Raw genomic sequence first — 22,966 nt, 5'->3', positions numbered from 1 at the left:
CAAGGCTGAGTAGATTGGACACTGTTTAATTATTCTTGTCAATCAACAGCAGCTACCGATCAATAAAAACTTGTTTTGTTTTAATCTTTAGGCCTCATCCTACTAACAGTAGATAATACAACATACACTACAGTGACATTCAATATATATTATAATATATTACAAAGTTAAATAATATAAGAATCGCTTATTTTATACTTTAAATTGTTAAACCTATTAAGTTGACGTTTGAGTTGCTTTAACGCTGTCATTATTAATGTTGCAATTGCTGATGTAAAATACGTCGCAAAGTTAGAATGGTTTGCGGATTGGCTTGAATACTATGACCACCACTAATGACAGTTTCAGATGCCGCGCCATCAAGATGGGCACTAGTATAAGGTACGATACCATCAGATAAACGCTCAGTTAGCACTTGGCTAATATCTCCATTGACAGTGACCGAAGCGATGAGTGGCCCATTGGGCAGGGTGGTTATATCGTCAGGCACTGCTTGGGATAAGTCAATTCTCGCGCCATTCGGCTGCATCTGCGCCAGCCCATTGATAATATCCGCATCATTATTAGCAATGATTGAATGATAGGTGATTCTATCGTTGATAGTAATGTCTTTGGTTAGCTGAATAAACGATGATTTGTCGCTCAGTTGACTGGCACCGTTTTGTAGATACAAGGCGCCTAATGGGTTTTGTGCCAGATCACCTTGAGTGGCAATAGTCGCCAAGTTATCAGTGACCGTTTTTACCAAACTTATTGGTAGGTATATGATGCGGCGTAGGGCACGGGTAAACCAGCGGTCAGCATAGTCAGTGCCTTGAAAGGGCGCCGATAAGAATACGGCGGTATCAACTTGCGGTAAGGTCTGTAACTCAAAGCGTTTGGCAAGTTCCTGATTACCGAAGGCTTGCTTAAGCATAGTATCAATTTGACGTTTACTACTATTTGATAGTACATCTTGATCTTCTAAGGCGTTTAAGTTTTTGGCCAAATTATCATTAGAGAGCATCATACGGGCGATAATTGCGCCCATACTGTGACTGATAATCACACTATTTTTACTGGCCTTGTTTTGCCCACTAGGATCTGTTTGCTGATAAGTGGTTTCAAGTAAATGCTGAATCTGATAGCGGTTTTCTAAAATAGGCAAATTAGTCGGATAAAAAATTTGCCATACTTGGTAGTTATCGCGTAGCTTGTCGTCATTAAAGATATCGTTGGTTAAGTTGACCCATGTTGCCGGACTTGAGGCCAGACCATGCAGCATAATCAGGACGCGCTTATTAGGGTCGTAAGGCTCAAGCATAAATAATTTGGGCAAGCTGGCTTCTTGCCGGCGGGTCAACAAATTTAGATAGCCCACACCGTCCAGTTGGTTTTCTGCCAGCCACAAGCCATAACCGGCCGAGAAGTTAGCAGCAAGCGGGTAGTTATCACCCAAAATATTTACGCTTTCGCTACGATAAGGGTTATATAAATGAATGTCGAGTTGCTCACTATTAAGTACATTCAGCACGCTGTCACCTTTTGGCTTTATTAGCCCGGTCATTAGCAGATGTCCCGTTGGATAAATGCGGGCGCTGGCCTCGCTATCATTCATGCTACCGTTGTTCGCCGCTTTAGTAAGCTTGCCTGATAGAGAGGATACTAACAGCTGGCGAATGGTGGTGGTATAGCGGTCGTCCAATGATGCTACCAAGCTAATACCTAATCCTGGACGCTTGCTGATCGAATTAAGTCCGGATAGGCGCAGCTCATAAGTAGATACTAAATCGGCCAATGCTGAGGTTTGCTCACGAGCGTTTTGTAGGTAGTTATTTTCGTTTGGCAGATAGACGTTCAGATTATAATTATCCACTTGCATGTTCATAACATTAATCTGATCGGTAGGCTTACCACGAAGCGGCGTACTATTGGCAATGGTTGCTTGATTGCTATTGTTCAGAGTGATTGGTAGATAAGTGACTTTGATATCCGAGGTAGCACCTAGCAGTTTATCTGCGTTGTTTGTGGACTCATATAACTGGGTAATGACATCGTTACTGGCAGCGTTATAAATATCTTGGGTTTGAATATCGAGGTCATCTGGAATGCGGTTTTGATGATGTGATTTGGCTTTATCGGTCTCTGCTCCTTCAAAATCATGAGCCAAGCGGTCATAAAATAGATAGGTATAGCTGAACTTAACGGCGTCAAAGAGCCGTGCTTGATAGTTCATTAAGCACGTGCTGGTATTCTGCTTTTGGGTTTCTTTTTGCGCCGCGCTCAAAGGTGCGTTGGCATAATAAGGATCAATCGGCGGGCGCACAAGTGCAGCACGGCAGTCTTGCAAGTCTGCCAGCTGGCGTGCCTTGGCATAGTGTAGCTCAGCGAAGATAGCAAGCGCTGATCTATAGTGTTCATTCAACATACTGTCCGTTAGTTGCGTTAAACACAGATCAAAGTGCTGCATACAAGCTTGTTCATTAAGGCCTGCTGACAATAGTGTCGATGCGGTATTGCTACTAAACTTATCATCAGTCACGATATTGCCGCGCTGAGCAGAAATGGTCTTTGCCGAGGCTTGCTTGTCTACTGAGACGGTACTACAGGCAGACAGCAAAATTATCGCTGCTATTAAAGCTATGCTTGGGACAGTGTTTTTATAAGCGGTCGTTGCCATAGATGCGCCCAGACTGACAATTGCCATAAATAGTCTCAGTAGATGTGAGTTATTAACATAAGCGTGATCGGCACACCATGATAAGTGTAGCGTACCTTTTATTATCACACCATGCTATTTAAAATCTTTGCTCAAAGCTTATTTACGAAAAAATCTTATTTAAATCTTAATCATGCAAGGGTACTTATCAAATGACGTTCTTAATAAAAGCGTTCTGATCATTGGACCTGAATAGATGCAGCCGTTTTTGCGCTAAGCATAAAAAAACGCGTTTGCTTTATGATTGATATAGCATCAATATAAAACGAACGCGCTCGTTATGTGAGACTTTATAGCTTAACCAAACAGCCTTATGATATAAGTCAGTTCAGCTTAATATGTCGCTAATTTTAGATCGTGGGCTTGATGTTGACGTCAGGCGCCGGTAAGTCCCAAATATAGAATTTACCGTCTTCAACCATTTTAATTTGCTGACGAATAATACTGTTATCAGGCACTTGCTGCTCAAGTCGACGCAGACGATCTAACGCCTGACTACGACGATCGCTTAAGAGATCAGACTGTGCCAAGCTTTGCTCCGCTTCAGTGTAGCCTAGCGCAACCGCACGATCTAGATACTTTTGACCTTCTTTAAAGCCACCACCTTCTGATAACATCATGCCATATAAAAAGTTGGCTTCACCGCTATCCGTTTTACTTTTGATCGCGCGATCAACATATTGACTACCGCGTACCGCGAAGTCTGAACCTAAATCTAAGTTACGACCCATGCCGTTGAGTTTGGCCGCCCGAATAAGCACCTCGTACGAAGCATTGGGTGCGCTGGCATAAGGCTCAATCCATTCAGCCAATACTTTAATTTTTTCACGAGTATAGTGGCGCTGTGAGCGGTTAGGAAAGTTTGGTGGATAATGGCGGGCATTAGGAGATACTTCTCTAATGAAGTCATCAAGCAAGCTAACGTCTATCTTGTCGGTGCCTAGACCTTGCGTTTGCGGGATCAATACTGTCTGTACAAAGCTAATATCCGAGACTCGCACTTGCGGTACTGGGATGCTTGGCAACTGACCTCTGCTAATATCAATACCAGTGACCGTAATAGGACCGCGTTCATATACAGTGGTTGTTCCGGTCGGCTCTGACATTTCAGGCTTTTCTGCTGACGCTTGTGGAATATTTGACTGCGTATTAGACGGGATGTTGGGTGCTTGGGCGTTAGATGCTTGGGCATTGGGTGCTTGGGCAATGTTTGGTTGCTCATTGACTTGAGCACCATCACTTACAGCGGGATTGGTGCTTACAGTGGCGTTAGGCTGTGCACGGCGAATGATACGCTTGCTTGAATCAATAGCGCTTGGCGCACTCATGCTGATGTCATTAGCGGCTGCGGTATCAGTGGCGGCAATGGCGGGAGCAGATAGCAGCATAGTGCAAGCTGCAGCTAGCGCCGTGAGAGTAGCACACTTATGCTGCTTTGATATTTTAAGCGGTTGATTTACAAAATTCATAGGGGTAGTTACCTTCATTATCTGTTGTGAGTCATGTTTAGACGTTTATTTTGATAAAGTTTTTCAGTAAAAATAGTCAGAGTTCAATTCGTTAAGTTGTAAACGCTTTGCAGTTACTAGGTTTGCTATTATGGATAGCTACTTGCTATCAGGTTATAACCATCAGTACCTTACTGGCCAAAAAACGTGTAAATTTTCACTACCCTAGCAAATTAGTCTCTAGCTTCTCAGTAGTAGGATTGTTAAAAACAGGATGTTTAAGCCTCATCTAGAATAAGTTATAAATGATAGGCAGTGGCTTTCATACGATTGGCCATCCAACGCATGGTATGACGTATCGGTGGTGACAATGCTGCGCCGCCATTCTCTAATGCCAGCTCACGGTGATGGAGCTCTTCCGTATCCATTTGCGCCAGTATTTCTCTTGAGCGACTGTCTTGCATAGGCAGTTGGCCGATATGATCTTGTAAATGTTCGCTGACTTGCGCTTCAGTCTCAGCAACAAATCCTAAGCTGAACTCATTAGAGATAGCGCCGGCTACTGCGCCGAGTCCAAACGACATCCCATACCACAAAGGGGTAAAGACACTCGGATGACTGCCCAGCTCATCCAGACGGGTCTCACACCAGACCAGATGATCTACTTCTTCAGCGGCTGACTGCCGCATGGCTTGCTTAACACCATCGTCTTTAGCGGTAAAAGCCTGACCATGATAGAGCCCCTGCGCGCAGACTTCGCCCGTATGATTGATACGCATTAGTCCTGCAACATGGCGAGATTCAGTGATACTCAGTTCAGGAATCGTATCGTTATTAACCGGTAGTGGACGGGTACTGGGATTGGAATGTGGTACTACTGCCCGCAGTGCTTTATCAACACCGAGTAGCAAATGATCAACTTTGGATAAGGAACGCAGTGCCATAATCAGCTCCTGATGGCTATGTTTATTAATACTTTATTTATTGATAATTCATTTATTAACGCTGTGCGTATGATATATAGAATATTGATATTTATAGTTGGTTTTTAATAACAGCTGTTTATAAATAGTAACCGTCTATCAATAACAGCTGCTGATAAATGGCCAATAATTATTACTATAGCAAACAAAATGAATTATCGGCATGAAAATTATCAGTCAAGTCACCATTTAAACATCAGCTAACCACTACATAGCATGCCACGTACCCATCTATCCAACCTAATCTTGCCGATCAAGGAAATCCTCATGGGTTTGCATGACTGCCTGTTTGATATGTTTATTTAGCTTTAGGTATAAAAGCATACCAAAGGCAATATTGAGCACACCCGTGACTAAGAATAGCTGCGGCAGCGTTAAGCCTAAAGTATTCAATACGACAATAGCAAAGATGGCGGAGCTAACCATAAATATAGCATTAAAAATATTGTTGGCACCCACAATGCGTGCACGATGGCTTTTGGGCGCGTAAGCCTGCATGGAGGCGTAAAGAGGTACAATATATAACCCACCACTAAATCCCAAAAAGAACAAATCGACAAATACCCGCCAGCTGCCAGCAACATTAAATAACTCACTAACCCCTAATAGCGATTCAGTATTAAGGTCAATATTTAACGCCGAAAGAGAAAAGTACAAATCAACTGCAAAGATACTTAGGCCAGCAATACCAAAGGGTAATAGACGCAAGCTAACTTGATTTTTAGTGAGGCTTTTACATAACAAGGAGCCGATAGACACCCCAACGGAAAATAGTGTCAGTAGAAAAATAACCACAGACTCATCACCATGTAAGATTACCTTACTAAATTCTGGAGTTTGGGTTAAAAACGTTGCCCCATAAAACCAAAACCAGCTGTTGCCCAAAATTACAAAGAATAAAAATGGCAATGAATATAAGTAGCGTACCGTCGCCATGCTGGTGGTAAAAATATTCCAATTAATAGTTAAACTGGGCTGCATTGCTGGCATGACCGGAATAAAACGCGCTGCCATATAGCCTAATAGTGCTACCACCACTACCGTTGCACTGATCCAGTATAAAGACTGCGGCAGCTGCGTTAAGACCCCGGCAATAATCATACCGAGCAAAATTGCTAAGGATGTGCCCATTTGAAATAGACCATTGGCACCGACTAGCTCATCTTCTTGCATCGCTTGCGGTAGATAAGCGTATTTAATGGGGCCAAAAAAGGTAGAGTGGGTGCCCATCAAAAATAACGCTACAAATAACAGCGCATACCATTCAAACACAAAACCTACGGCTGCAATTGCCATAATCACTAGCTCTAACACCTTAATAAAGCGCGTGAGCTTAGACTTTTCAAACTTATCTGCAATTTGCCCTGCCAAGGCTGAAAATAAGAAATAGGGTAAAATAAACAGCATGGCAGCTAAGTTATTTAAAATACTGACCTCTACCTCCAACTGACTGGCGGCGGTATAAGTGAGGACTAAGATCAGTGCTTGCTTAAAGATATTGTCATTAAACGCCCCCAAAAATTGGGTAAAAAACATAGCGCTAAAGCGACGACGCTTGAATAACTGAAACTGACTTGCCATGGGGGCTCCTACAAGCGACCAGCGTCTACTGCGTGAAGTGGCTAAATAGCAGCAGTTGAATTTGCTGATATCTTTATATAATTATGAATATTATCAAAAACTTATCAAAACATAAGATAGGTTTTATAAATATTAGGCGGTATAATAGCAAGGCTTTGCTAGAAATACATGCGTTAGATACTATGATTTAATAATTAACTAAGTTATGATTTGTGAATTTTACGTGTCTGTATCATTAAAAGCTGAGCGCCAAAAAAGATATGATGTCGCTCAATACCAGCTACAAGATGTTGTCAGCGCCACGTTGTTAGTCAAATAATCTCAGCCACGTGCTGTAAGTTTATTCACCGGTAAAGGGTGGCGATAGATAATAGGTAGATATCGTCAGTACTATTGTGCCGCGTAAGGTGATAGGAAATAAGTAACATGAGACGTCAACCCTCAACGCTACCGCGCAACTTGTCATGCCAGCCGCGTGGGTCGCAACCCAGTAAAGTTGAGACCATTACTAAACGCGATCTGTGTTCAGATGCTTACCCGCGCCTTCATTTTACTCGATCTGCATTATTTACTGCACTTGCTAGTACGCTAGTCGGTTTTGGAATGACACCTGCTATCGCCGCTGATACCCGCTCTGATGTATCAAATCCTTCTTCAAGCCAACCTTTAAGTCAGTCTCAAAATCAATCGATAAATGATACTGCAATAGCTGACAATGACGATCAGCTTGATGCGGCTTTAGATGCCTTACATCTAAAAAAGGCGGTGGAACAAGGTATTATTGATCAATCGGTATTAGAGGATTATAAGGAACAAAACTTAGGCGATAAGCGAAATACGCTCTCATCAACTAAACCTGTTATGGATAATAACTCAGGTGATAGTAATTTGGGTGATAGTAATTCTGATAACCCAAATCGTGCAGACAATTTAGACAGTATGCAGTTAGATGACTATCTGCAGCAGCAAGCGACGAGTGTCCAGCAGCAGGGCTATCAAATGATGACGCCTGAGCAAATTGATCGTGAGCTGGCAGCGACGGATGCAAAGAATAAGGCAGATAATAACAGCGACAGTGATTTCAATAACCCTGTGGCGACTTTAGACAGCCAGCAGCTACCTATCGGCTTAGATCCAAGCTTGGACGCCGCCAGTCTACCAGCGCCAACCAATCTTGATACGCTTAGAAAGCCTCAAAATGAGCAAGACCGTGTTGAAACCGCCGAAATCATGACACGTCCGATTGACGTGAGTGATGCTGTCAGCAGCGGACGCGTAGATGAAGGGGTTACTATTAATCAGCAAGCTACGTCAGCACAAATGCTTGCCCAGCAAGAACGTAATTCGGTGGCCGGGGCTGACAGTTCCCCTACTGATATTAAGGCGCAGATTAGTGCTGACCAGCTGTCCAACGAGAATGGCGCTGAGGCTCAGCAGCAAGCCGAGCGCCCAAGCGCGTTGAACCCTAATAATTATCTGCCGGATTATCAAGCGGCAACAGACACCCAAGCAGTCAGCGAAAGTGTGCAGCAAGCCTCCAAACCGCGGGCACGTAATAGCAGTAACTTCGTTAAGCGCTTATATAACCGTTTCTTTAATGGGGGCTACATGGCGCTACCCCATGTCGAAACCACTGTTTATTTGCGACAAGCCTCTGCGACCGATGATATCAATGGGCAACCAAAGCTAATCAAAGCTGATGAGGATATTCAGCCGGTCAACAATATCAAAGCCGCGCTTGATGACACCACTGTGCAGTCTGTTGCTGATTTTACTGCTGCCTTACCGCGTCTACGTCAAACGGCACTAGATGCTGCAAAAGCGGTTGGTTACTATGACATTACTTTGAGTCTGCGCCAACCCAATAGCGATACTCTTGATGTGATTATTGAGAAATTAGGCGAGCCGGTGCGCGTTGACAGTCGCACCATTGATATCCGCGGTGCCGGTATTGAGCAGCCAGAATTTAAAGCCCTTGAAAAAGAGTTACCGCCGCAAGAGGGCGACGTATTTAACCACCGTGTTTATAAAAATACTAAAGCGGCGCTTGAATCACTCAGTAACACCTATGGCTACTTTGATCAATACTGGTTAAACAAATCGGTTGATATTATTTTACCGGACAACATCGCTGATGTGTCGCTGGTTTATAATACCGGTGAGCGTTATGATTTCGATGACGTGGTATTTTTTACTTATGACAAAGAATCGGGCACTTTGACGCGCGATCCTGAGAAGTTACCGGTTGAATTATCATTGTTGCAGCAGTTGTTTGACTTTGAAGCAGGTGATCCCTTTTATCGCCCTGCCATCACTAAGTTTACTAATGACTTATCGGCGACTCGTTATTTTAATACCGTTAACGTTGAGTCTATTTTGCCCCCTGATGAGCGTAGCGAAAATAGCTCCTTAGCGTTTGATAATACGCTAGAAAATGCCGATTCTAATAATGCCATTATAGATGACGTGAATATTAATGATAGTGGTGATAATACTGGGAATAACCCCCGTAATTCTGCTGAACCAATAGTAGCAACAGACAGCCGTACGCGCGAGGCCAGTGATGCTGATGAAGACAGTCAGGATAATACTGATAGCAGTGCTAACAATGGCGAGTCTGTGAATGAAGCAGATATTGCGCCTATCGAGTTTGAAGTCGATGAACAAACACTAGATAAGCTACAAGCTATTAAACAAAAAGCAGATCGTTTAAGCCGCTTACCAACGGATCGGGTGCTGGATGAAAAAACGCAAGAAACAGACAGTATCTTAGGTAAAATCAGTGACTCTATCAGCAAAGTGGCCAAAAAAGTCTTCCCTGATGAAGAGGGATTGATCGCTGATGAAAATTTTGTACCACCAACACTGGAAGGTCGCATTACTCCCCAGCAAGTACAAGAGAATAAAAAAGTACCGCTATATGTCTTTGTATCCGCCGATAAGCCTCGTGATGCCCAATTCGGTATCGGTTATGGTACTGATACCGGCGTGCGCGCTACTGGGAAGATTGATTATAATTTGATCAATCGCAAAGGCTATCAAGCAGGCGCAGAAGTTGCATTATCGCGAATTAATAAAAATGCCACCGTTTATGCTAGCCGGCCGTGGAAGCATCCACTTAACGATAAGCTTGAAGCGCGTCTAACTTATGAAGAAGAAACCATAGATCAAGGCGAAGGTAACTTTGACTTGTCGACCAAAACCTTAAAAGCAGCTTTGGCACGCAATATTCGTAGCGAAAATGGCTGGGATCGCAGCTATTTTGTGCGCTATCGTTTGGATGAGCTAGAGACCGGCGTTGATGATGCTGCTCTTGATGACTTGCCGGTACGCTTTGCTTCCTCTAATCCTAAGCAGCAAGCGCTACTACTCGGTTATGGTGTCAGTAAAACCAGTGTGGATAATATTGCTAACCCAACTCAGGGTTATCGCCAATATTATGGTATTGAAGCAGGAGCAGATAAAGCGCTTAGTGATACGGATATGGCGATTATTCATGCTGGCGTCAGCGGCCTTTATAGCTTTGGTGAAGATGATAAACATCAAGTGCTGGGTCGCTTTGACACGGGTTATATTTGGGCGGATGACTTCTATAATGTGCCCTATAAATTGCGCTTCTTTGCTGGCGGCGATCAAAGTCTTCGAGGCTATGACTATAATAGTCTATCGCCCATAGACAAAGGCTATCTGACTGGTGGTCAAATATTGGCAGTTGGTAGCGCTGAGTATAATTATGAGTTTAAGCCTGGATTCCGAGGGGCGATATTTACTGATATTGGTAATGCTTATGATAAAGATTTTGAGACCGAAACTAAGGTTGGCGTCGGGGTTGGTATTCGCTGGGCATCGCCAGTAGGTGTGGTGCGTGTCGACGTTGCCGCTGGCGTGACAGAAGAGAGTATACCTATTCGACTGCACTTCTTTATTGGCTCGCCTTTATAAGCCCGCTTATTATTTAAGCCGTTATTTAAGTATTTACTAAGCTGAAAAAGCCCCATAAACGGTACCTATTAATTGTGCTAATCGTGCCAAACATTGATTAGTCATATAATTCTTTAACGTAGTTGAGTGTCATGTTTACCAATCAGACCCCACCGCAAGATCCATCGGATGAAGATCCGGCTCAAAAAGATGCCCGTGCGCTACGTCGTTGGTATCCGCTGTCTTTTGTGCTCAAGTTACTGGTATTAATCCTTATCGTATTAGTGATAATGTTTGCAGTGTTTTTTTACTTGGCTGGGACAGACTCAGGCACAGAATTTTTATTAGAAAAGATCAGTGCTGAGACCGGTATCGAGTTCAAATACGGTAGTGGTAATCTGCGTGATGGTATTTGGGTCAATGACATCGATATCAAAGCAACCGATGATCTCGAGATACTAGTAGATAAAGCTTATGTCAAAATAGGCTGGCGAGCGATATTTGCCAAAGAAGTCCATTTACGTGAGGCAAACATCCAACGTATTGAGATCATCAATAAAAAACCTCCGACCGGTGAACCATTCGATTATAAAACCCTCAAACTACCGGTTAATCTGCGCTTTGACCAAGCAAAAATAAAGACCATCGTCTACAAACAGGTCACTAAAAAGCCCATTGTTATTCATGATATTGTTGCGCGTGATTTAACCTGGGTGGGTAGTCAGGTCACTGTTGGGCGCGGCGACTTGCGCTATGCCGATATTGTTAAAGTTACAGCCTTACAAGGTGATATTAATCTACAAGGTGATTATCCACTAGATCTTACTGCCATCGCTGAGGTCAGTGCCTTAGAAAAAGTCTATGTTGATCCCTTAAATATCACCGCTACTGGTAGCTTAAAACGTACAGTAGGTAAGGTGCGTAGCCGCTATAACGAAGGTGACATACGCGGTGAATTTGTAGTGCAGGGACTGGATGATAATTCGCCGTTTCAGGCCAAGCTACAATGGGATGATATTCTCATTCCTTATGCTGAATCCCAAAATATGCATTTAAAAAGCGGCACAGTTAACGCAAATGGCGTTATCTCAGAGATACGTCTGCGCATTAATACTGATCTGACGGCCAAAGATATTCCCTCAGGGCACTATCAAGCGCGTGGGGTAATTGCGAATAGCCAACTGCGTGTGGATCAACTCAATGCCAATGTTCCAGCGGGACGTTTGCTATTGCAAGGTATCCTAGATTGGCAAAATAGCTTTGATGCCAAATTATTAGTTACTGGCAGTAATTTTGATATTCGCCGTGCTATACCTACTGATTATGCTGACTTTAAGCCTTATTCTCCAAAAAAGCTTAACGGCAAGTTATCGCTGCATTATCAACAAAAAAATGCCGTTAGTAACTTGCAACTAGATGCCGATCTACGTCAGCGTGATGGCGAGCATGTCAATGCCAATATAGTGCGCGGTAAAACCCCAGCCAAATCCAGTCAAGTAGCCCCCTGGTATATTACTGCCAAATGGCAAAACCTACTCCGCCAAAATGTGCCCAATGTTGGCAATATCGACAGTCCACGCGGACAAGCAGATGTTATTGTTCGTGGCTCACATCTTTCTGTCGATGCAAATGCCGTAATTAATGAACTTAACGCTGCCCCCAAAGGTAGCTATGATGTGCGCGTACGTAAATCTGGCGACGTCATTGATATTAATGGTCTTGACTATAAAGGCGTGGTAGGTGATCTGTCGGGTAATGGACAGATTCAGCTGGCCAATAAAAAACGTCCACTTACCTGGCAGATTGACGCGCGTACCAAGGGTTTGTTACCTAAGCAATACCGCAGCGACTTACCGCTTGAGCGCTTAACTGGCCGTATCAGTGCACGCGGCCGTATGCTAAATATCAGTAAAAACCGGGTCAAAGGTCAGCGCCATATTATTGGTTTTGATAATACAGATTTGCAGGCGCAGCTTGATTCCTCGCAAGAAGGTCGTAGGATTGGACTCACAGGTGGCGGCGATGCCAGTGTCGATATCATCGGCAGCGAGCTATCCGTATTTGATGCGCGCTTTGATGGGCAAGTGGATACTGCTGATGTACCCAAAGGTCGCTTATCTATCGATGCAGCAGGTACGCCCAAGCTGATTAGTATCCGCAAATTAAACTACGCTGGCGAGGCAGGAGCGCTCAAGGCGAAAGGGGTGATAGACCTACGCCAAGCACTGGGCTGGAACGTGTCGGGGCGCTTTGATAGCTTTGATTTAGGTTATTTCTTACCGAATAATCCAGCCATTCTCACCGGCGACTTGACCACCAGCGGCCAATGGCAATCAGCACCTAAAAATAATGCAGCAGCCAAAGGTAAATTGCAGCGTTTTGCGGTTAACTTTGATGGAATATTAGATGCCAAGCAGCTACCAGCGGGTAAGCTGACGATTGATGCTAGTGGCGATGATCAGCTGATTCAAATCAAGCGTTTTCGCCATGTTGGTGCAGCCGGCAGCATCGATGCCAAAGGATCAGTCGACGTGCGCCAAGGAATCGCATGGGATATTAGTGCGGTGATGGATCGCTTTAATCTGGGTTATTTTCTTAAAGACACCCCGAGTGTGATTACTGGCACTTTAAACAGTGATGGACGCTGGAGTAAAGCGCAGCAAATTATTAACTTGCAGCAAATCAATCTAAAAGGCACTCTAAAAGGTCAACCACTGAGTGCTAAAGGTAGTTTGGCCGCTAAGCTGTATTTACCAGAAGATTTAGCAAGTTACTTTAAGAATCTACAGACGAAAGATGCTAAAGGGCAGTATAAGCAGGTCAATGCGCTTATTGATAGTCTCAATGCTGATAATCTAGTGCTGCGTTGGGGTGATAATTATTTGACTGCTAATGGTAATGCCAAGCAGTTACAGGCGAAGATTAATATCACCAGTCTCGATCAGCTCTCAGAGAAGCTTGCGGGTAAAGTAACTGGCGGCGCCACCTTATCGCAGCCAGTTGGACAGGCACTGCCAACCATCTATGTTGATTTGGTTGGTGAGCGTATTGCACTGCCAGGATTTATTTTACGTCAAGGGCGTATCCGCGGTAAACTGGTCAATCTAGCCAATAGCCCCAGTCAATTCATAGTGAGCGCCGAAGGTTTAGATGTGGCTGGGCAAACCTTTAAAAGCGTTAATGCCTCCTTTAATGGTACTGAACAGGCGCATGTGCTGGACCTTGACGTGGCTAATGAGCAGCTCGATATATCAGCGCGGCTTAAAGGCGGCTTTGACCGAGATCAGCTCAGCTGGTCAGGAGTAATAGGTAAAGGTCGCGTTAAGTCTAAATATGCTACTTTAAATCAGCTGCAACCAGCACAATTAATCGTTAATCTGCCACAAACTCAAGCCAAGGGTACCAGTGATCTAAAAGTACAACTGGCAGCGCATTGTTGGCAGGCAGCAGATCAAACTGGCAAACTGTGTCTACGCGAGAACCTCATCGCTTCAGCCGCTAGTGGTCAAGTCAATTTAGCACTGCAAGAGCTAGATACGTCGCTGCTTTCAGTATTTTTACCGAAAGACATTGATTGGCACGGTAAGATTAACGGTAAGGCAGTCGTCGGTTGGCAGCGTGGTAAACCGCCCACTATTAATACTACTTTATATTCAGACAACGGTAAAATCGGCTTAATTCAAGAGGGCGATGCAGGATCAATAAACTTACCTTACAAGCGTATATCACTCATTGCGCTCTCCGTTCCTGAAGGACTAAAGCTGCGTACCGACATCAATACTGGAGATGACGCGCGTGGTTATGCTGAGGTCATCGTCGATCCTTATAAAACATCTAAGCCCATCTCAGGAGCCTTGGTGCTCAATGAGCTTAACTTAGCGATTTTTAAGCCTTTCTTTCCTGGTATGCGAGTACTTGAAGGCAATATCACTATGGCAGGTGGTTTGGGCGGCACGCTCGATAAACCGCAGTTCTATGGTGATGTTAAGTTGGCTGATGGACGTATTGCAATGCTTGATTTGCCAGTTAATTTATCCAAAGTTAACGCGGCGGCTAAAATTCGAGGTACCCAAGCGACGATTGATGGGAACTTTAATAGTGGTACAGGTACAGGCACGCTGACGGGCACAGTGAACTGGCAACAAAAATTACAAGCTAAGCTTAGTATTATCGGTGAGCGTTTGGTATTGACCCAGCCGCCATTGCTATTGGCAGAAATTAACCCAGATATCGACATCATCGTGCGTCCAACTGATCGATACGTCAATATTCAGGGATCGGTTAGTGTCCCATCAGCGACTATACGTCCACCAGAAGCCAGCGAAGATATCATTACCCAAACTGAAGATGCGGTCGTGCTTGATAGACGTTTGATTGGTAATATCAATGAGGTCTTAGCCCTCTCAAAACCGTGGTCTATTAATGCTGATATTGGTATTGATTTAGGCGATAATATTAACTTTCGCGGCTTTGGAGCAGTTATTCCTCTAGCGGGTGCGCTGAATATCAATCAGAGTGGTCAAGGTATCATGCGTGCCAAAGGCGTGGTACAGGTCTCTCGTCGTACCAATGTGAACGTCTTTGGGCAGAGCTTAGAGCTCAACTATGGGCAAGTACGCTTTAATGGTGATGTGATGAAACCGAATCTAAGCATTGAGGCGGTAAAGGTCATTAGTGGAAAAACAGTCGGTCTACGAGTCAAAGGCAATACTAAAAATCCAAACATTGTGGTCTTTAATAATGCGGGACTGACGCAGCAGCAAGCGATGAATGCCCTAGTAACGGGACGTCTCAGTAATTCGGGTGCAACCCAAATCAGTGAGCAAGGTTTTAAATCTGAGGTGACTAATAATCTAGCTGCCGCAGGTCTGAGTTTTGGTCTTAGTGGTACGCGCAGCTTAACCAATCAAATCGGCCAAGCCTTTGGTTTACAAAGTCTCACGGTTGATGCCTCCGGTAGTAGTGAAGATACCAACGTCAATGTCACCGGCTACGTGACGCCCGACTTATATATTCGCTATGGCGTAGGGGTCTTCAATGCAGAGAATAGCTTATCGATTCGGTATCAGTTGACTCGTCGTATTTATGTTGAAGCGACGTCGGCTGCAGAAAATGCAGTTGATGTGGTTTATAGCTGGCAGTTTTAATACGCTGCTTAAGTTATATTATCAGTCGCTTTTATGATTAAAATTTTCAAAAAATATAAGCTAAGAGAATATCAGTCATAAAAAAACGCCTTATCAAAGGCGTTTTTTTATGAGAATTAAAAATAATTAAGCGGTTAAGAATATCTAAGGTCTGTTGAACATTCGACCATGGCACTGACAGAGACTATTTTTTTAGGCGATTCAAAGTTAAAAATATCTAGTTTAGTCATTCTAAGCGGATAATTTTAGCAAAGTAGCGGCAAAAAGAGTCCTGTCTCTATTTTGGATTGTTGGGGCTGATACTAAAATTGCTCCATACTGTGTTGTAACTCTAGCTAAGGCACCTGCATTATCGTCGATTTACGTCTGGTCTGGAACACAGCTTTGATTAACTAGCAGCTATCAGCAGTGCCTATTTGTGAATGTTCAACAGGCCCTAAGCTATTTAGTCAAGATTAAGCGATTGTTGCGAGTAAGGCGTAAACGATATTCCTCACCTTCATGCTCAATACGCACTTCTTTGGTCAGCGCAAATAGATGTTGTGATTGTAGAGTAGGTAGGCGATTGTCACGGCAGTTTAAATAACGAGAGATAACCATGCTCATAGTGAATTCCTTTTGATAGGGTAGCGGCATACTAAATAATAAAAACAAAACAAAGAATAAATTAGGTAACGACAATGATTATCATTTACATAAGAGTATTTTGCAAGCCAATTGATAAAATAAAATGCAGTTATTACGTAAACTTATGTAAGGCAGTGTCTATAAGTCATAATATTGAGCCATAAATGAAGCTAGGGTTAAATCGATTAATCTCTCAAGTAAATAATAGCTATTATTTAGAATTCACAAAAATTATAAAATTGAAAAGTACTATAGGATACCGTTATGCAGAGTAATTCAGAAAAACAATCAGAAAACAAAAAAGCCCTCATAGTTAATGTCGCCGTTGCTGTCATTCATTATCAAGATCAATATTTACTTGGATTTCGCAGCAGCGCGCAGCACCAAGGTAACCGTTATGAGTTTGTAGGCGGTAAGATAGAGAGTAACGAGACGGCAGTAGGGGCATTAATACGGGAAGTCGTCGAAGAGACGGGTATCGATATTAGTGACAATGTACTCGTTAAGCTTGGCCGCTTGCATCATGACTATATCGATAAGCAAGTGTGTTTGCAGGTGTATAAGGTAGCACTGACAGCAGCGCAATATGAGCAGCATCGACATTGTAGATATGGATTAGAAGAGCAAGCATTAACCTGGGTTCCTCAGCAGGCGTTGTTAGCAGGTGATTATCCGCTACCTGCTGCCAATCAGACCATTTTAGCTTGGCTACAATTACCGACGCAGATTGCTATCACCTATCCGCAGGCCCACTTTAGCGCAGATTTGGATTCAGAGGCAGCATGGCTGACTTACCATCAGCAGCATATTCCCAAAAACGCCTGGATATATATACGAATCAAAACCAAAAATTCAGAACAAATGACAAAGAAATTAATGAGTATGCGACCTGATATTTATACGATCTTGCCTTGCAACGCCAATGATTACGACGATACGAACCATACTTTAATGAAGTCTGTTGTGTTGGAACCAATAAGATCAGAACAGCATAACGAAGAGACAAAATGGTCGCAACAGAATGACATGAGCAGACAAATAAAAGCTTTTCACTTAACGCACACTGAATTAATGCAAGGGTTTCATGCCTCTAAAGATAGGGATTCTAAAGGCCAGTCTAAATGTAGCCCGCTTGCTTCTTTGAATTCTCCGCTAGCAAATTTTCCCCTAATAGTAAGCTGCCATGATGTGGACAGTATTCAGGCGGCTAATAGGCTAGCTGCCGATCGCTTACAAAATCAGCTGCCACCAGTAATTGCTGTCTTTTTATCGCCAGTATTGGCAACTCAGACTCATACCGATGCTAAACCGCTTGGCTGGAAGTCTTGGTCATCATGGGCACAATTGGCTGATATGCCGGTTATTGGTCTAGGGGGGTTGTCACCAGCAATGTTCGAACAAGCAGCACAATATGGTGCGGTAAGTATCGCTGGTATCCGGCAGTTTTTACTGAGTTAAATATTAAGCGTTTAGAGTCATCATTGAATTGCGCTCATAAACAAAAATAAAAGACAACTGCTGGAAATAAAGTGTTAATTTTTGCTTACTTTACATGTTGTTAACGCTATATAGGATTTGTGAGTTAACCCTAGCATTACTTACAAACCGTTGCGTTTCCCTACATTGCTGCACTGTCCTAATCGCACATATACCTTTACTATAAAAACCTAGAGTGATTAGCTCAGATAATAACTAGAATTAGAAAGTAATTAGAATTAGGTAATTAGAATTAGACAGTAGGCGGACAAAAATATCTTAGTCTTGTCTATAGAACTAATGAGCTATGAAATTAGTGACATCCAACGTTATTGTTATCGATGGAATTAAAACTCTATATATCTATTAATTTGTTTAATAATGAACAGTCATAAATAGTGACTTTTAACACTTAACTACCAATGGTATTACTATGAAAACCAATAAGTTACCTCAGTCAGCAAAGTCTGATTCAAAGGCAGCCGGTTCTCAATCGCCGCATAATAGCCACTCAAATGTTAGCTATTTAAGACGCGATAAAGTGCAGCGGACTGACAGCGCGAGCAATGACGCCCATTACAACAGTAAAAATTCACATTATCTTGTAGAAGAGACACTTTTAAATAATAGGTGTCTTATATACAAGCGTTTCGACAGTAGCCTGCCAAAGGCAGAAGATCATGCTATGAACGACGTGAGTACGAATAAAAAAACTACTAGTACACAACAGGTACGTGTAAATCATGGCTATAAAAAGGCAATTAAAGCGACTTGTGTATTGCCATCTATAGCAAAATTATCTGATAAGACCACTAATAATACCAATAAACTTCAGAACGATTTTGAGCTGCAGGATATTAAGTTAGATATTATTAAGCCTAGTAACTTTAATCCCCGCCGTTTGAAGCGAGACAAAAATAATAGACCCCCCGAGATTTATACATCAAATACTGACATACCAGAGCGTATATTTATGAATGGACTTGTTAAGCATACTGCGATTGCTTTAGCTATTATTATACCGCTGGCAGCATTTTCGGCTTATGCTGCTCCGCAGGTATTACCCGTTAATGCGACGACCGCTAATGCAACCTCTGATAAAACGACGATGGCAACGCTAGCGATTGAGCCGAGCGCTATTATTCACAAGTCTGCAAGTGTGCCGACTACGGTTGATAGTGTTGATCTTGAAAAGTATGCCGGCACTTGGTATGAGATTGGGCGATTACCGATGTACTTTCAGCGCAATTGCGCTAGTAATGTGACAGCTACCTATACTGGCAAAACCGATGGTTCAGGGATTACGGTCCTTAACCAATGTACTGGCGCAGACAGCAAGATGATCACTGCTGAAGGAATCGCAAAACCTGCCGACAATACGGGTAGCAAGTTAAAAGTTTCTTTTTTGCCGTCATGGATTCGCTGGTTACCAGTAGGTCGGGCTGATTATTGGGTGCTAGCGCGTGATGCTAATTATCAAACCGCCTTAGTGGGAACGCCAGATAATGACTATCTTTGGCTACTTGCGCGCTCGCCTAATATCACCCAGCAAACCTATGCGAAATATCGTCAAATTGCACAGCAACAAGGCTATGATTTAAAAGAGTTCAAGTTGACCCCGCATACCAATCAAACCGTTAGTTTAGACCCTTGATAGCCACTAGATTGATAGCAACTATTAGAGCAACAATACCGGTATCGAGGACATGTCTTAGGTGACTAGGCATTACCTGACAATTCAAAAGTTAGCCTAACAAGTTGTCTTCTATGTGTTGGAATCAATCATAGAATATAAATATAGGTGCGTAATACAATGATAAAACGCAATAACAGATAGGAATGCTTTTATCAAATCATTTATAACCGATCATCACTCATAACAATAGTGGTTATTACTGGCAAAATAGAGCGTTTTGAGCTAAAATCTAGACAATTCAATCGTACTGATCATAATAGATAATGACAATAGTTCTTATTTATTGCATTTTTATTACATCAAAAGAGCGATTATTTCCCTTCTCTTCTCGTTTCTATAGATTTCTATACGTTATCAATCTTATTGATCTCAATTTTTACTAACTATTATTTTTACCGACCATAAGGATGTTTCTCGTGAGCAACGCTGATACCTTACGCCAATTACATCAAGACCACCTAAGCCAATATAACAATCAAGAGCAACAAGCTATTGAGCTGATTGGGTTACTCAATAAACTATATAACGAGCAAGATGTACAAGTCACTTTGTTTGGCGAGACTATTGACACCACTTCAGTCGGTCAAGTATTGGCACTGCATCAAAAAGCAGCAACTCGCGAGCAAGACGCTAAGCCTATCGCTATTGCAGATACTTTAGCGATGGTTAAAGCATTGGTCGCTAGCGATAACATTCGATCCGCAAGCGTTGATGTTGGTCAGCTGATTGCCAACGACAGTGATATTCAACAAGTGTTGCAAGCGATTAGCCGTGATAAAAGCGCGGTAAATGGTGCTACTGACGTGGTTCTATATGGCTTTGGTCGTATTGGTCGTATCTTAACGCGTCTGTTATTATCGCAAGCGTCAAGTGTAAAAGGTCTGCAACTAAAAGCTATCGTAGTACGTCCTGCCGCTGCTGGCGACTTAGCCAAGCGTATCTCATTACTTGAACGTGATTCGATTCATGGTAGATTTTTGGGCGGCGTTAGTATTGACGACGATAATAATGGCATGATTGTTAATGGTCGTTTTGTACAAGTTATTTATGCTAACGATCCAAGTGAAATTGACTATACTGCCTATGGTATTGATAATGCTTTAATCATTGACAACACTGGTATATGGAAAGACGAAGCGGGTCTTGGCAAGCATTTACAGTCGAAAGGTGTGAGCAAAGTTCTACTAACTGCGCCTGCTGGCGGCGAGATTAAAAACGTTGTATATGGTGTCAATAACGATACCATTGGTGACGATACTATTGTCAGTGCCGCCAGCTGCACTACGAATGCTATTACCCCAACGTTAAAAGTACTGAATGATGAGTATGGTATCGAAAACGGTCACGTTGAGACTATTCACTCCTTTACCAATGACCAAAACTTGATTGACAACTATCATAAAGCAGACCGCCGTGGTCGCAGCGCCGTACTCAATATGGTAATTACTAGCACTGGCGCCGCAAAAGCGGTCGGTAAAGCCCTACCAGAGCTGAGTGGAAAATTAACAGGTAATGCCATTCGAGTACCCACGCCAAACGTCAGCTTAGCGATTTTGAATTTAAATCTAAAAAGCGCGCCACAAAGTGCTGATGCATTGAATAAATTTATGCGTCAAATGGCTAACAGCAGTACATGGCAATCACAAATTGCTTATACCGATTCAACAGAAGCGGTATCGACTGATTTTGTTGGTACTAAGCACGTGGGTATCGTTGATGCGCAAGCCACTATCGTTACTGATAATCATGCCATCGTTTATATTTGGTATGACAATGAAGTGGGCTATAGTACCCAAGTATTGCGTTTAGCGACGCAAATGGCCGGTATCAGCTACACCCAGATCCCAGCATAAAATCTATTGGTATTAAAATGCATTTTATTAGCACGATTTGAAAGTGGCTGTTAGATGTTATACTGATTATTAATAGACTGTATTGCTGTTAGAATGTACAGCAGTTATAGAGCCCACAGCACCCGATAGTCCGATTGGTTATCGGGTGTTGTTGCCATAATGATTGCTGAATGGTCAGAATACATTAGGTTTCTAGCAACAGCATAAATATGTGCCTATAAAAACGCACAACCCTATAAAACAGTCGCTGACTGTTATCTAGATTGATAATTAAGGAACGTAACATGCGATTTATTGATGAAGCCGTCGTAACGGTAAAAGCAGGTGACGGTGGTAACGGAATCGCCAGTTTTCGCCGAGAAAAATACGTCCCGCGCGGTGGTCCTGATGGCGGTGATGGGGGTACTGGTGGTGACGTTTATGTTATCGCTGATGACAATACCAACACCTTAGTCGACTATCGCTACACCCGCCGCTATGATGCGATGCGCGGTGAAAATGGTCATAGTAAAAACTGTGCAGGCAAAGGCTCAGACATTGTTTACTTGTCAGTTCCTGTTGGTACCACTATTATCGATACTGAAACTGATGAAGTTATCGGTGATATGGTTGAGATCGGTCAGACATTATTAATCGCCAAAGGTGGTGATGGTGGTCTGGGCAATACCCATTTTAAAAGCTCGACCAACCAAGCACCGCGTAAAGCCACCTCAGGTTTTGAAGGTGAGCTTAAAATACTCAAATTTGAGCTAAAAGTTGTTGCTGATGTCGGGCTAATTGGTATGCCAAATGCTGGCAAGTCTACCTTTATTCGTCAAGTATCTGCCGCTAAGCCAAAAGTTGCGGATTATCCATTTACAACTATCGTGCCAAACTTGGGCGTGGTTGATATTGGTCGCCATCGCTCATTTGTAATGGCTGATATTCCAGGGCTGATCGAGGGCGCATCAGAAGGCGCTGGCCTGGGTATTCGCTTTTTGAAGCATGTGGCACGTACGCGCCGTTTGCTGCATATCGTTGATATACAACCTATTGATGGCACAGATCCGGTCAACAATGCTCGTATTATCTTAAATGAGCTTGAACGTTTTTCTCCTGAACTGGCTAATTTGCCGCAGATTTTAATCTTGAACAAGATTGACCAAGTTATCGATCCAGAAGAATTAGACGAGTTGTGTAACTATATTGTCGCTGAGCTTGGCTGGACTGGCATGGTATTTCGTACTTCAACCTTAATGGGTGAAGGTACTGATGCCGTAAAATATCATTTAATGAATGAGATTGAGCGTGAGCGTGAACGCGAGTTAGAAGAGCCACTCTTTGCTGAGGCGCAAAAAGAGCGCTTCGAGCGTTTAGAGGCAGAAGTGCGTCGTAATACGGAAGCTCAGCGTGAAGCCTACCGTGCTGCCCGTAAGGCGCAACGTGAAGGTACAGACTTAGTGGAAGACGATAGCCTCGATAATGATAGCTTTGATGACGACGATGATGTCGAAGTAGTCTACGCCCCTTAAATTACGACTAGAATTTATAGCTAAA

11 protein-coding genes are annotated in these 22,966 nt (G+C 43.0%); 6 read left to right on the top strand and 5 right to left on the bottom strand.

The features are described 5' to 3' along the window. Positions 1 to 253: 253 nt before the first annotated feature. The 4 genes from AAEY88_RS02945 to AAEY88_RS02930 all read right to left on the bottom strand — a co-directional run bounded on the left by AAEY88_RS02945 (position 254) and on the right by AAEY88_RS02930 (position 6,710). Entirely contained in the window at positions 254 to 2,686 is a 2,433-nt protein-coding gene (locus AAEY88_RS02945) for an alpha/beta hydrolase (RefSeq protein WP_350558805.1), read from the bottom strand. A gap of 362 nt (positions 2,687 to 3,048) precedes the next feature. Further along, positions 3,049 to 4,167 carry a hypothetical protein gene (locus AAEY88_RS02940; RefSeq protein WP_350558802.1) on the bottom strand — a complete coding sequence of 373 codons (1,119 nt, stop codon included), beginning with the start codon at positions 4,165 to 4,167 and terminating at the stop codon, positions 3,049 to 3,051. A 278-nt stretch (positions 4,168 to 4,445) separates the two neighbouring features. After that, a complete protein-coding gene (coq7, locus tag AAEY88_RS02935; RefSeq protein WP_407074418.1) occupies positions 4,446 to 5,084 on the bottom strand; it encodes a 2-polyprenyl-3-methyl-6-methoxy-1,4-benzoquinone monooxygenase in 639 nt (212 codons plus the stop codon). 285 nt (positions 5,085 to 5,369) lie between these two features. After that, positions 5,370 to 6,710, bottom strand: a complete 1,341-nt coding sequence (locus AAEY88_RS02930; RefSeq protein ID WP_350558796.1) for an MFS transporter — start codon at positions 6,708 to 6,710, stop codon at positions 5,370 to 5,372. Positions 6,711 to 7,136: 426 nt separating this feature from the next. Between AAEY88_RS02930 and AAEY88_RS02925 the strand changes: the two genes are divergently transcribed. Next, positions 7,137 to 10,652 (top strand): BamA/TamA family outer membrane protein, encoded by a 3,516-nt coding sequence (locus AAEY88_RS02925; RefSeq protein WP_350558793.1) that lies wholly within the window; start codon positions 7,137 to 7,139, stop codon positions 10,650 to 10,652. Positions 10,653 to 10,783: 131 nt separating this feature from the next. Continuing rightward, a complete protein-coding gene (locus AAEY88_RS02920; protein ID WP_350558790.1) occupies positions 10,784 to 15,778 on the top strand; it encodes a translocation/assembly module TamB domain-containing protein in 4,995 nt (1,664 codons plus the stop codon). A gap of 441 nt (positions 15,779 to 16,219) precedes the next feature. On the opposite strand, the gene hemP is transcribed toward AAEY88_RS02920, so the two are convergent. Continuing rightward, positions 16,220 to 16,378 carry a hemin uptake protein HemP gene (hemP, locus tag AAEY88_RS02915; protein WP_407074417.1) on the bottom strand — a complete coding sequence of 53 codons (159 nt, stop codon included), beginning with the start codon at positions 16,376 to 16,378 and terminating at the stop codon, positions 16,220 to 16,222. Between the two features lie 291 nt (positions 16,379 to 16,669). Here hemP and AAEY88_RS02910 point away from each other — a divergent pair, with 291 nt between their 5' ends. The 4 genes from AAEY88_RS02910 (at position 16,670) to cgtA (ending at position 22,941) form a co-directional block, all read left to right on the top strand. Then, positions 16,670 to 17,863 carry an NUDIX domain-containing protein gene (locus tag AAEY88_RS02910; protein WP_350558784.1) on the top strand — a complete coding sequence of 398 codons (1,194 nt, stop codon included), beginning with the start codon at positions 16,670 to 16,672 and terminating at the stop codon, positions 17,861 to 17,863. Between the two features lie 703 nt (positions 17,864 to 18,566). Beyond that, positions 18,567 to 19,535: a lipocalin family protein gene (locus AAEY88_RS02905; protein ID WP_350558781.1), complete on the top strand. Its 969-nt coding sequence runs from the start codon at positions 18,567 to 18,569 to the stop codon at positions 19,533 to 19,535. Between the two features lie 449 nt (positions 19,536 to 19,984). Further along, positions 19,985 to 21,430, top strand: a complete 1,446-nt coding sequence (locus AAEY88_RS02900; RefSeq protein ID WP_350558778.1) for a glyceraldehyde-3-phosphate dehydrogenase — start codon at positions 19,985 to 19,987, stop codon at positions 21,428 to 21,430. Between the two features lie 284 nt (positions 21,431 to 21,714). After that, positions 21,715 to 22,941 carry an Obg family GTPase CgtA gene (cgtA, locus tag AAEY88_RS02895; RefSeq protein WP_350558775.1) on the top strand — a complete coding sequence of 409 codons (1,227 nt, stop codon included), beginning with the start codon at positions 21,715 to 21,717 and terminating at the stop codon, positions 22,939 to 22,941. The last annotated feature ends 25 nt before the right edge of the window (positions 22,942 to 22,966 follow it).

This window comes from Psychrobacter sp. CAL346-MNA-CIBAN-0220 (genome assembly GCF_040309805.1).
Taxonomy (GTDB): Bacteria; Pseudomonadota; Gammaproteobacteria; order Pseudomonadales; family Moraxellaceae; genus Psychrobacter.
The sequence above is the reverse complement of the archived record's forward strand: the minus strand, read 5'-3'. Positions and strand labels throughout refer to the sequence as shown.